General features: G+C 53.3%; 12 protein-coding genes. All 12 read right to left on the bottom strand.

The window, feature by feature from the left end; genetic code table 11:
- Nucleotides 1–29 precede the first annotated feature (29 nt).
- Nucleotides 30–2012 (bottom strand): NAD-dependent DNA ligase LigA, encoded by a 1983-nt coding sequence (gene ligA, locus PXC00_RS06590; protein ID WP_275846057.1) that lies wholly within the window; start codon nt 2010–2012, stop codon nt 30–32.
- A gap of 45 nt (nt 2013–2057) precedes the next feature.
- Entirely contained in the window at nt 2058–2702 is a 645-nt protein-coding gene (gene yunB, locus PXC00_RS06585) for a sporulation protein YunB (RefSeq protein ID WP_275846058.1), read from the bottom strand.
- A gap of 141 nt (nt 2703–2843) precedes the next feature.
- A complete protein-coding gene (locus PXC00_RS06580) occupies nt 2844–4817 on the bottom strand; it encodes a bifunctional 4-hydroxy-3-methylbut-2-enyl diphosphate reductase/30S ribosomal protein S1 (RefSeq protein WP_316935175.1) in 1974 nt (657 codons plus the stop codon).
- Nucleotides 4814–5446: a lysophospholipid acyltransferase family protein gene (locus PXC00_RS06575; protein WP_275846060.1), complete on the bottom strand. Its 633-nt coding sequence runs from the start codon at nt 5444–5446 to the stop codon at nt 4814–4816. Before PXC00_RS06575 ends, PXC00_RS06580 begins: the two co-directional genes overlap by 4 nt.
- On the bottom strand, nt 5443–6069 hold the full coding sequence (locus PXC00_RS06570) for a lysophospholipid acyltransferase family protein (protein WP_275846061.1): 627 nt from the start codon (nt 6067–6069) through the stop codon (nt 5443–5445). Before PXC00_RS06570 ends, PXC00_RS06575 begins: the two co-directional genes overlap by 4 nt.
- A gap of 26 nt (nt 6070–6095) precedes the next feature.
- Complete coding sequence (gene cmk / locus PXC00_RS06565; RefSeq protein WP_275846062.1) at nt 6096–6764, bottom strand: (d)CMP kinase; 669 nt, start codon at nt 6762–6764, stop codon at nt 6096–6098.
- Between the two features lie 134 nt (nt 6765–6898).
- The gene (locus PXC00_RS06560; RefSeq protein ID WP_275846063.1) at nt 6899–8143 is read right to left on the bottom strand and encodes a BaiN/RdsA family NAD(P)/FAD-dependent oxidoreductase; all 1245 of its coding nucleotides are present in this window, start codon (nt 8141–8143) and stop codon (nt 6899–6901) included.
- Nucleotides 8130–9026, bottom strand: coding sequence for a MurR/RpiR family transcriptional regulator (locus tag PXC00_RS06555; RefSeq protein WP_275846064.1), 897 nt, complete (start codon nt 9024–9026; stop codon nt 8130–8132). Before PXC00_RS06555 ends, PXC00_RS06560 begins: the two co-directional genes overlap by 14 nt.
- Before the next feature lie 315 nt (nt 9027–9341).
- Nucleotides 9342–9893, bottom strand: coding sequence for a hypothetical protein (locus tag PXC00_RS06550; RefSeq protein ID WP_275846065.1), 552 nt, complete (start codon nt 9891–9893; stop codon nt 9342–9344).
- Between the two features lie 18 nt (nt 9894–9911).
- Nucleotides 9912–10577: a J domain-containing protein gene (locus PXC00_RS06545; protein WP_275846066.1), complete on the bottom strand. Its 666-nt coding sequence runs from the start codon at nt 10575–10577 to the stop codon at nt 9912–9914.
- A complete protein-coding gene (locus tag PXC00_RS06540; RefSeq protein WP_275846067.1) occupies nt 10578–11453 on the bottom strand; it encodes a DUF5685 family protein in 876 nt (291 codons plus the stop codon). It lies immediately after the preceding gene.
- 288 nt (nt 11454–11741) lie between these two features.
- On the bottom strand, nt 11742–12734 hold the full coding sequence (locus tag PXC00_RS06535) for a hypothetical protein (RefSeq protein WP_275846068.1): 993 nt from the start codon (nt 12732–12734) through the stop codon (nt 11742–11744).
- Between the last annotated feature and the right edge of the window lie 10 nt (nt 12735–12744).

Raw genomic sequence — 12744 nt, 5'->3', positions numbered from 1 at the left:
AATCTCCTTCTTTTCTGTATTCTTTGTTTTTAGGGCTGCAGCAGCACCTCAAAGTCAGCTTCCGTAAGGACGGGAACCCCCAGCTTCTGTGCCTTGTCCAGTTTACTGCCAGCTGCCTCGCCGGCAAGCACATAGCTAGTCTTCTTGCTGACGCTGCCGGTCACTTTGCCGCCAAACTGTTCAATCAGAGCCGTAGCTTCTGTGCGTGTTCGGTGTGAAAGTGTTCCGGTCAGCACAAATGTTTTTCCGGCAAAGCGGCTGTCCGTCACCTGCAGGCTGCTTTCCATATTGACACCGGCATCACGTAGTTGTGCCACCAGTTCTGCGGTTGCTGTCAAGCTGAAAAATTCCTGCACGCTTTCCGCCATAATGCTTCCGTAACCGTCGATCGCGGCAATATCCGCAGCAGTGGCTTCAAAAATATTTGTCATGTTCCCGAAGCGTGCCGCCAGCAGTTTGGCTGCCTTTTGCCCGATATGGGGAATTCCCATGGCAAAAAGCAAGCGCGAAAGGTCATTCTGCCTGCTGCGCGCAATGCCGTCCAGCAGGTTCTGCGCCGACTTTTCACCCATGCGCTCCATCCGGGTCAACTGCGGCAGGGTCAAATGATACAGGTCAGCCGGAGAATGCACCAACCCCTGCGCAATAAGCTGTTCCAAAACAGCCGGCCCGCAGTTGTCGATGTCCATGGCATCGCGGCTGACAAAATGAATCAGATGGCGGGCAAGCTGTGCCGGACACGCCGCGTTGGTACAGCGCACGGCGGACTCGCCCTCTTCCCGTATGACCGGGCCGCCGCAGGACGGGCACGTTTCCGGCAAACGGTACGGCTCCGCATGGTCTGCGTGCGAAACCACGCAAACTACTTCGGGAATAATCTCGCCGGCTTTTCGCAACTTCACCACGTCACCGACGCGAATATCTTTTTCCGAAATGAAGTCCTGATTGTGCAGAGTCGCGCGGCTGACCGTTGTGCCCGCCAGAGTGACCGGTTCAAAAACGCCGGTCGGTGTCAAGACACCGGTCCTGCCGACATTCACCTCAATGCGCAGCAGCTTTGTTTCCTTTTCTTCCGGCGGATATTTAAACGCTTCCGCCCATTTAGGGAATTTTGCGGTGCTGCCCAATTCCTGCCGCTGCGAAAAGCGATTCACCTTGATGACTGCACCGTCGATAGAATACCCCAGACTACCGCGCATTTCACCAATGCGCTCCACTTCCCGAATTGCTTCATCGATTGTGCGGCAAGCGGTATAAAACGGCGAAACCGTGAAGCCCAGGCGCTTCAGATAGTCCAGCGCTTCTTCATGGCTGCTTAGGACGTCGCCGCTAATCTGCTGCACATTAAAAACAAAAATATCCAGGACGCGGGAAGCTGTAACGCGACTGTCCTTTTGCCGCAGGGAGCCTGCAGCGGCATTCCGCGGATTCTTAAATGGCTTCTCTCCTGCCAGCTCCTGTTGCGCACACAGCTTAAAAAAGCTTTCATGTGACATATATACTTCGCCGCGCACTTCCAAAAACGGAACCGGCTCTTTCAGCTTTTTGGGAATGGTGCGAATGGTGCGCAGGTTTTCTGTAACATCCTCCCCGACGGTACCGTCACCGCGGGTGGAGCCGCGTGTAAAGACACCGTCACGATACTCCAGAGAAACCGACAGACCATCAAACTTCGGTTCTACCACATAGGTGACATCCCCGACCGCTTCCCGTACACGCCGGTCAAATTCCCGCAGTTCCTCATGGGAAAAGGAATCGTGCAGGCTTTCCATCACAACCTCATGCCGTACCTTGCTGAACTGCGCCAGAGGTGCGCCGCCAACTTTCTGGGTTGGCGAATTCGGCACCACAAACTGCGGAAATGCCGCCTCCAGATTCTGCAGTTCGCGGTACAGCATATCATACTCGAAATCATCGATTTCCGGCGCGTCTTCCACATAGTATTTTTGGTTATGATACTGAATTTGTTTGCGCAGCTCCAAAATGCGCTTTTTTGCTTCTTCCTGCTGCATATCGTTCCTCTCGTTCCGTACTTTTCAAGTACCGAATTTTTCTAATCAGCTGGTGGTCTGACCGGTATACTTGGACAGCGCAATGCTGGGAACCTCCCCGACAATCACCGTTTCCGCCACCGGGACTTCCACCGCCACCTGTTGGCTCACATCTTTCCCGATCATATACGTATACAGGGAAACCGTCACCTGCAAAAACAAGCGATGCCGGGTTTGGTTGACGCCGGCACTATCAAAGGTACTTTTCAGCTGTGTCTGCACCGCACCGGACAGTGTAATTTTCAGGGGTAGGCCGGGTCCGCGCCCGTGCAGGAGCGAACTGCCGGTCAGCGTGCCGGCAGGAATCCACACAGTTGTATGCGACTGACTGCGAATTGCTTTTTGCACCGTCTGCGTCAGCTGCGTCTGCAGGGTATTCTGCGCTTCCACATCGCTGCTGATCGACTGCACAGCACCGTCGCTGCTGCGAGTGATGTTTACCAGATGTTCGTAGCTTACGCTTTTTGCAGCGAGTTCATTCTGCACAGCTGCATACACAGTCTGTACCGCATAATTTTTCGCTTCGTAAGCCGCAACGGTATTCATGTAGGGCTTGATGGAAATGTCCAAGCCCAAAAATCCCAATAACAGCGCCGCAACCAGCACAAGCGGTCCCCACGCAACCGGACGGCCGCGGTAGTGTCTGCGCATACGTTCACCCCATTTTCCTCTGAAGAGATTCACTGCCTGACACCAGTATAGCAGAAAATGAGAAAATGGTTCCCAAAAGGCATCATAGAAAAGCGCGCAAAGAAACCGAGGGTCTCTTTGCGCGCTTGAATGTTCTCAAAATTATTCAGCAGACTCGTCGGCTGTTTCGGACAGTTCGCCGCTTTCCAGCAGCTGACGGATTGACAGGCTGACACGGTGACGGTCAAAGTCGATATCCGTAATGACTGCTTTCACAGTCTGCCCCATCTGCAGCTCATCCTGCGGCTTTTCAATGCGGTGATCCGCAATCTGTGAAATATGGATCAAGCCGTCGATACCGGGAATAATGCGTGCAAATGCGCCAAAAGTGGTCATACCCACAACGGTTGCTTCCACAACTGTGCCAACCGGATAGTCCCGCTTCAGAACTTCCCACGGGCTGTCTTCCGGACGCTTGTAGCCCAAGGAGATTTTGCCCTTTTCGTGATCCAAACCCTTAATGTACACATGCACCTTGTCCCCGACATTCACGATTTCACTCGGATGCTTAATGCGCGTCCAGGAAAGCTCACTGATATGGATCATGCCGTCAATACCGCCCAAATCAACAAATGCGCCGTAAGAAGTCAGAGACTTGACAACACCGTCGTACTCCTTGCCTTCTTCCGCAGTTTCCCAGAATTTTTCAGCCAGTTTCTTCTGCTCGTCCTTCAGTACGGAACGGATGGAGCCTACTGCGCGCCGACGGCCGCGGTTCACTTCGATAATGCGGAACTTGACTTCTTTTTTCAGCAAAGCATCCAGAGGATCGCTGCGGGAAGCAGTTGCCTGAGAAGCCGGGATGAAAACGCGGACGCCCTTGGTAACCGCAATGACGCCACCCTTTACGACTTCGACAACTGTGCCGGTGAGAATCTCCTGATTTTCTTCGGCCGCAACGACCTCATCCCAGCCCTTGGCTGCATCCAGACGGCGCTTGGAAAGCATAATGGTGCCTTCCTGATCGTTTGTGCGCATGATGAGCAAATCCATCTCATCGCCGATTTTCACCAAATCCTCTGTCTTGGCACCGGGGTCTGCGGTCAACTCGGAAAGCGGGACGAAGCCGGACTGCTTACGGCCGACATCCACCAGAACTTCGGTCGGGGTGATGCCAACAACAACGCCGTGAACCTTTTCGTCTGTATTTAAACTTTTCAGAGATTCCTCGAGCATCTCTGCAAAGTTGTCACCGCTGTCTGCGGTCTCCGGGCTGCGCACGCCCTCATTGATTTCTGCCATGGTAACTAGTACCTCCTTTATTATGCTTGCCGGTGTGGAGGCACCGGCAGTAATACCTAAATGATGCACACCCGCGACATCTTCGCGGGAAATTTCGGCCGCAGACTGTGCAAAAATGGTCCGCGTGTGCCTACTGCACACTTCATAAAGCTTGGCCGTATTGGAACTCTGCCGACCGCCGAGAACAACCATGGCATCACAAGCCAAAGCTAGAGACTCTGCCTCTGATTGTCGACTCGCAGTCGCATTACATATTGTATCAAAAATTTTGACGTTTGTATATACCCTTTTCAGGATTTGTAGACAATTTCGCCATTCTGCAACACTAAATGTGGTTTGTGCAACAACGGATATAGCAGTTTTCTGTGGAAAATTCCACATGGCAATCGAATTTTGCAGTTCCTCTGCCGAAGAAAACACATAGGCTGGCCCTGCGCAGTGCCCCAAAATTCCCTGTACCTCCGGATGCGCTGGATTTCCGGCAATCAGAATCGTGCTGCCTGTCTGCCCTTCTTGTGCAACAATCCGATGGATTTTTTCCACGAACGGGCAGGTGGCATCCGCGCACACCACAGGCAGACGGCGGATGCGGTCTTCCACACTGCGGGAAACCCCGTGGCTGCGGATCACCAGTGTGCTACCCGCAGGGGCCTGCTCCGGCTGTTCTACCACCTGTGCGCCGAGCGCTTCCAAGTGCGCGAGCGTCTGCGGATTGTGAATAATCGGGCCGAGGGTGCAAACCTGCTTTCCGTCTTTCAGCAGATTTTTAACCAGAGTAACCGCACGGTTAACACCAAAGCAGAATCCAGCGGACTTTGCGACTTTAATTTTCAAGATGCGTGCCCCTTTTCCAGTTGGTGATTGATTTGGTCCGCCAGCAATGCGGCACAACGGCGCAATAAACGACGATCCTTGTCCGCCCCCGAAAAAGTCTTGGCAGGCAGCAGTGACCCTATGCGCACCGTGACCCGTTTGCCAAATTTCCATGGACCCTCGCACCAAATGGAAACCGGCAGAATCGGCATCCCTGTACGGGCAGCAAGCAAAACCGCCCCCGACTTCGGGCGAAACGGCGTGTTGTCAAACACAACCCGACCCTGCGGAAAGATGCCAAGCGAATCTCCGCGCTTCAAAATCGCCTCTGCCGTATGCAGGCTCTGCAAATCCGCGCTGTCCCGATGCACAGGAAACGCCCCAACCGCTCGCAGCAGCGCTGCTGCCACTGAGCCGTGGTTCGTAAAAAGTTCGCTTTTCGCCATATAGTACAAATGCTGCGGGATTCCCATGGCGATGGTAAACGGATCCAGAACGCAGCGATGATTGCTGCACAGAATATATGGCCCCTTTTTCGGAACATTTGCAAGGCCGCGGAAACGAACACGCAAAAGCAGCAGCCCAATTGGCGTAGCCAGACGCAGTACAAACTGATACAGAAATCGCAGCAGGGCGCAAGGTCGTTTCATGAGTGGAACTCCTGCAGATCTGCTTCCCGGATTTCCTTGATTTTATCCATAATCAGTCGGCTCGCACTGCGGAATTCACTGCTTTTGCCGCTTTGCAGCCCCAAATCTGCCGGTGAAATCGGCTTGCCGTAGGTTATGCGGCACTTTTCAAACACTTTGGGAAGTCTGCCGTCTTTTGCTGTGATGCAGCACGGAATCACCGGTACCTGGTAGCGCCACGCCAGCATCGCCGCACCGGCTTTTGGCTGACCGAAGCTGCCATCTTTACTGCGTGTTCCCTCGATGAAAACGCCGAGCAAGTCCCCCTGCTCCAAATGCTGCCCTGCAACACTGATGGCGCCGACATCCCCGTGACCGCGCTGCACCGGAATGACGCCGACATTCCGCAGCACCCATCCCAAAAACGGATTCTCAAACAGTTCCGACTTGCCCAGAAAGAAAATCTGACGGTGGCAGGAAAAAAACATTCGGACAGCGTCTGAGTTCCGCATATGGTTAACGCAAATAATCGCCGCGCTGCGTTTCGGAAGGTTTTCTCGCCCCTCTACATGATTCGGCAGAATCGGCCGCACAAACCATTGCGGCACAACTTTTGCCAGCCGATACATGGGTGTCATTTTCATAAAAGCTTTCGTCCTTTCTCCGCTGTTTACAGACCGAGCTTTTCACGGATAATCCCGCGCAGAAGCGCAATGCTCTGTTCCAGCGTATTGCCGGACGTGTCCACTTTCACGGCATCCTCCGCCTGTTTGAGGGGCGCGGTTTTTCGGCGAATATCTTGCTCGTCTCGGCGGCGGATATCCGCAAGCACCTGTGCATAATCTGCTTTCTGACCCTTTGCACACAGTTCTTCAAAGCGACGGTGCGCGCGATCCTCAGCGGAAGCGGTCAGAAAAAGCTTAAGCTGCGCGTCTGGCAGCACCACTGTGCCGATATCGCGTCCATCCATAATCACGTTGTTTTCCTGCGCAATTTTCTGCTGCAAACCAAACAAAAACTCCCTGACCGCAGGGATTGCAGAAACGCCGGATGCCGCCATGCTGACCTCCGGCGTGCGGATTGCCTCCGAAACATCCTCCCCATTCAGACAAACTTTCTGCACCCCATTTTGGAACCGCAGGGAAAGTTCGATCTGCGGCAGCAATGCAGTCACCGCTGGTGCATCCTCCGGACGAACACCGGCACACAGCACATATCGCGCAACTGCGCGGTACAGCGCGCCGGTGTCCACGTAAATAAAGCCAATCTGCGCCGCGATTCGGCGTGCGATGGTGCTCTTTCCGGCCCCGGCCGGACCGTCAATCGCAATGTGGATCATGAACAAGCCTCCGATACAACGAATTGCGTGCGCCTTTTTCACAGAAGCCGGCACGCCGCATATACAATTTAGTATACTACAACCGCGCAAAAAAAGAAATGGTTTTTGCAGGTTTCACTGCGCTTTTCGCCGTATCATTCCAAAGGCTGCACACTTTCTCCTGCCAGTCTGCCGGTAGAAAACGCAATCTGCAGGTTATAACCGCCTGTATAGGCATCTACATCCAGCAATTCTCCAGCAAAATACAGCCCCGACACCTTTTTGGACTGCATAGTTTTGGGATCCACCTCTTTTACAGAAACACCGCCGCTTGTTACAATTGCCTCTTCCAAAGGGCGGAAGCCTGTTATAGAAAAGGAAAAGTTTTTCAGCAGTTCTCCGAAAGCGCGGCGCTGCACGCGCGTAATCTCGCTGCACTTGGTCTGCGGAACGATGCCGGATCGCCGCACGGCAACTGGAATCAGCTTGTGCGGCAGCAGCGCCGTCAGGGAATTGGAAAAGGAGCGGCTGGCACGTTCACTCCAGTCGCGAACCAGACGTGCATCCAGCTTTTCAGGACTCAACGCCGGTTTCAGGTCGATTTCCATGCGGTACCGCCCCTGCTTCATTCCGCGCAGGTGGGCACTCGCACTGAGAATAATCGGCCCGGAAACGCCAAAATGTGTAAACAGCATTTCCCCGAATTCCTCATGCACATATTTCTTCTTTTCACAATCATAAAATCTGCAGGCAACATTGCGCAGGGAAAGCCCCATCAGTTCCCGACACGTGTCCCCCTCACAAGTTAGTGGCACCAAAGACGGATAGAGCGGCGTCACGGTGTGACCCACTTCTGCTGCCAGCTTGTAACCTGCTCCGGTGGAACCGGTTGCCGGATAAGACGCACCGCCGCAGCAAAGAATTACCTGACCGGCTTCAACTTCTCTGCCGTCCGAAAGGCGAACGCCTGCAGCCTTTCCTGCACGCAGCAGCAGCTTGGCGGCACTGCCGCGCAGAACGCTAACGCCTCCGTTTTGCACCCAGCCGGTCAGCGCCTGCACAATGTCATCTGCCTTATCAGACTGCGGAAACACCCTGCGGCCACGTTCGGTTTTGAGCGGAACACCCAGACTTTCAAAAAACGCCATGGTGTCTTCCGGCGAAAACCGGCTGAGCGCGCCATATAAAAAGCGTGGATTGGTTGGCACATTTTCCAAAAACGTCTGTATTGAGCAGGCATTGGTCACATTGCAGCGCCCTTTACCGGTAATCTCCAGTTTCTTGCCTGCCTGTGCATTTTTTTCGATGAGCCAGACACTTAGCCCGCGGTGAGCCGCCGTACCGGCTGCCAGCAGCCCCGCTGCGCCGGCACCAACCACGATTACGTCAGGTTTCTGCATAGGCTATATCATCCTCTGCTTTCGCGTCTACTTTTTCGTAAACATGATATTCATCCCAAATCTGCTCAAGACGGTCAAAGGTCTGATCCATGCTTGCCTGCTTTTTAAGTGAAAGCGTCACAATGAGCGCGTCAATCAGGCTCAGCGGCGCCACAAGTGAATCGACAATGGCGGCAATATCACTGCGGGCAAGCAACGCATAGTCCGCATACTGTGCGAGCGGCGAAACCGATGTATCGGTAATCGCCACCACCTTTGCACCACAGTCGTGTGCAAACTGCATGGCTTTTGCCGCTTTTCGGGAATACCGCGGAAAGCTGATGCCAATCACTACGTCCTGTGCGTTGAGATGAATCAGCTGCTGAAAAATCTCCGCTTCGCTGGTTGCCTGCAGCAGCATCACGTCTTCCAGCAGCAGCCCGCAGTAATATGCCAGAAAGGAAGCCAGCGCCTGGCAGCTGCGCGCTCCCAAAATGTAAACTTTGCGAGAGGAAAGAATGGCATCCACCGCCATGTAAAAGTCCTTATGAGAGGTATACTCCATGGTGCGGCGAATGATGTCGCTGTCCTGCCCCAGCACAGCATCCAAAATATCGCTGGAGCCGATGCGCTCGCGCGTAACTTCCATGCGCTGCACAATGGTCAACTTACTGCGAATCATTTCCTGCATGGCGCGCTGCAGTTCCGGATAACCGGCATAACCGATTTCAGTAGCGAAGCGCACCACTGTCGACTCGCTGACACCAACCGTAGTGCCCAGGCGCGACGCTGTCATAAACGCCACTTTGTCGTAATGCTCCATAATATAATTGGCTATCAGACGCTGTCCTTTTGAGAAAGAACCCATTTTTTCCTGAATCCGCGTCGTTAGAAAATCATTCATTGTATCAACTCCCGCTAACCAGTTTAAGGCTTCAATGCCCAAAAAGCAAGCAAAAACTGCGAATCCTGCATTTTACTTTGAAAAGGCCGTTTCTAAAAAAAAATTTCAGGAAATATGCCCGATTTTCTCTATTTGTTTTTCCCGCTTATGCAGGAATCAAAGCAGGCTTTTACCTGCAAAATCAGCGTTTTTCTTTATTTTTTTACGGCATCAATGGAATGCATTAAAGGGAAGAAGCAAAAGCAGGAGCCGCCGCAAAACGATAAAAATGGCTTGCGGCAGCTCCTGTTATGCAAAAAATCCGTTTTTCAGTTTTTAGAACCCGGAAAATAACCATTTGTGAATCAACCCGTGCAAGCGGTGAAAATAGAATAGCACCACACCGTTTACTGCGTAATCATAAACCAGAAAAACAACGTTGCCAAGCAACAGCAAAACTCCCGGCAGCGAAACCCCCGCAATTGAAAAAGCCGTCAGTGGAACCGCCAAGAGATATACACTGACGGCAAAGGCAGCTGCCATCGCCGCATTGAACAAAAGCAGCTTTACCAGAAGCTGCACGCTGCGGCGGTGCAGATGCCGCTCAATCACAGCCTTGACAATCGGGTAATAACCGAAAAACAAAATATAAATTGCCGCCGCGTCTTTATCCGGGCCCAGCAGCGCCCCCAACAGCGCAGAAGCTGCAAAAACTGGCCAAGCCCAGGAAACCCCCAGTTCCGCAACCACCGGAATCAGCATGACCCCTGCCAGCGCAGGCATGGCATACGTCATCACCGGTATCAGACCGCCAAGGCAGATAAACAGCAATGCCAGCGCGGTAGTGATGCCGCAAAAAGCAAGTTTTAAGGTATGATTCTGCTTCAATCCGTTCCCTCCTCGCTGTCAGCGGCAGCCGATACAGGGAATTAGGTTGCCACCGAAGCACTCGCAGCAGGCATCCGCGCAAATTAGATTGCCGCAACAGTCGCAAGCCTGGTTCATGCTGTCGTTGCCGTTTCGCATCATGGGATCATAGCCGCCGTAGTAGCCGCTGCGCTGGCTGCCTATCTGGTTAAACGCCGCGCGGTACTCCATGTTGCCAGGCTCCATTTGACAAGCTCTGCCGAGGTAAGAGGCTGCCTGCTCCAAACGTCCCTGCCGATACAGAATTGTTCCTTTCAGGAAGTACCACTCCCCATTGCGGCTTTCCCCCGGAACGCCGTCCAGAATCTGTTCCGCATCGGCAATCCGACCGTTTAAAATATAGGAACGCACGTCAGCAAAGCCGGATGCCGCATTGCGCTGCGGGCCAGCGTAACCGCCCTGATATGGATTGCCTGTAAACGGGTTGCCGCCAAAGGGATTTCCCTGTGTGCGGTTTTTCCGCTGGCTCATAATAGTGTCATAAGCCTCGTTGACTTCCTTCATTTTCTCGCCAGCCAAATCCGCCAATGGACTGTCCGCGTAATTATCGGGATGATACTTCTTTGCGAGGTTGCGATAGGCTGTTTTGACTTCATCATCGGTTGCATTCGGGGATACACCCAAAACCTGATACGGATCTGCCATTTATTTTGTCTCCTTCTTAAAAAGCAGCTGTTTTTGTATGTCTGGAAGCCCCTGTTCTACGATGTTGCGCAGAACTGGAGCAAAGTTTTTCATCTCCAATAATTCAAAGGCGGCACCCAAGCGCGACATAGTCAGGTTTAAACAACCATTTGCTTTGCCGCGTGCCTCGGAAAGCGCTTCCTCTGTGCTGTCCGCCGTAACGCCGTACTGCCGGACAAACCAGTTGAAGTCCCCGCTTGCGGCGTCCTTCTGCAGGTCATCCGCCGCATCTATCAGGTAAATCCAGCGTCCGAGAAAATATCCCGTTTCCCACAGGATTCTGTGCTGTGCGGAGTCTTCCCCTGCTTCGTGCGCAAAAATTTTTGCAAGCATTTCCGCGCTGGGTGCCGCGCAGGTGTCCAAATCCGACTCCGGTGTTTCCGCCTTAGCCTGTGCTGCTATACACGCACCGGCCTCTTGCGCCATCCAGGGGTAGTCTGCCGCCGCCTTGCGGTAGGCACGGTGCGTAAGCGGAAGCAGCAGCCGCGCCCGCAAACGGGACCACCGCCCCTTGTCCTGGCGGTCATCACGAAGCTTTTGCACAGTGAGCAACACGCACAATGCCGCCGCCTGCTGCAGATCTGGCTCCACACCCACGCAGAATGTACACTTTTTCAGCGGATTTGCCACACAGCGCTTTCGCTGAAAATTCGGACAGACATCGTGCAAGGAAAGCAGCAGCATCGCGTAAAAGGTGCTGTCATAGCTCAATGCCAGCCGGGAAACCACGCCATAGCGCCTGCCCAGCGTTTTGCAGACACCGCAGTAAACGCTTCGGTAAGCTTCATATTCGCGTACCAGCAGTTCCGGCTTTTTCGGCCTGATGTACCCAAACAACTAAATCCGTCCTTTTTGTACCTATATTTTGACCTTTTCATTTTACTATATTTCCTGTATTGATTTAATTAACAATTCATGAATATTGGGTTGCTATTCTTAAAACGTTGGAAAGCGAAAGCCCTCTCCATCAAAATTCTGGTTTCAAATTCTATATTTTCCCGATTCACTTCCACACATGGCTGTACGCGAAAGAGGAAAAAAATCAAAAAGCCTTTTCGCCACAGAAAAAATTCTGCAGTCGAAAAGGCTTTTTTGCTGAGTAACATCTAAAACGGGTTTCTCTGCTTACGAATGCTTTTTGCGCCGTCTGAGCAGAAGAACCACCACCGCCTCTGCGGAAACAAAGACGGCCAAAGCAGCTGCAATCGGTGCATCATCGCCGGTTTTAAAAAAGGTCTGAAGCGGATTGTTTCCACCGCTGCCCGGCGTGTTATCTGAACCGCCTGTGTGCGAACCGGTCGGCAAACTGCCGCTCGGCGAAGAGCCTGCCGACTGGTCGGATGAAACGCCGCCTCCGTTTCCATGGCTGGTGTCAACGCTGGACTCCGGCTCCGGACCATCAGGAGAAGCAGGTGTGGAACCGCTCCCCGACGAACCCGAAGACGTATCCGAAGTGGTGCCGGGAGAACCGCCGGGAACGCTGCCGGTGCCATTACTTGCCGGTGTGGAGGGAGCTGGGGTTGGCGACGAATCCGGCCGCGATGGGTTCGAAGAAGTTTTAGACGAATCGTTCGCTTCCGCATAAAAGACCCAGCGAATGCTGCCTGTCGTATTCTGATAGCGATTGTCCAGCGAGCCGGGCAGGCGAAACCGCGCTTTCAGCGTATGCGAACTGCCGCGAATTATCGTGCCTAAATTTAAATACGTACCTGCCTGCACAGCGCCCTGCGGGCGCAGCATAGTTCGGCCTCGGCTGTCCTTGGCACCGTCTGCCGTACCGTTGTAAACTTCTTTTCCGTCCAAGGTCAGTGTCAGCGTCATGCGATGGATTAGATCCTGCGCCTGCGCACCGCTTCCGGAGGGGGATTCCGCGTACAGATACAACTGATACGCATCGTGACTGGAAGTGTTCTGAATTTTGTAAACGCCCTGAATCGTATCGCCGGGCACCAGTTTGTTCTGGCTGGCAAAGCAGCCGGGCTTTTCGTCCGTAATGATCAAACCGGTCACGTCGCTGTTGGCGTCAATAATCTGCGGCTGAATGGGCGAAAAGTAGCTTTCTGCAAATACCGCAGAAGTACTGCCCAACAGAACCGCGCAGGAAACAAGTCCTGCCATCAGTTTTTTC

The organism is Caproicibacterium argilliputei (genome assembly GCF_029211325.2).
In the GTDB taxonomy this organism is placed as follows: Bacteria; Bacillota; Clostridia; order Oscillospirales; family Acutalibacteraceae; genus Caproicibacterium; species Caproicibacterium argilliputei.
This window is presented reverse-complemented; position numbering and strand designations above follow the sequence as displayed.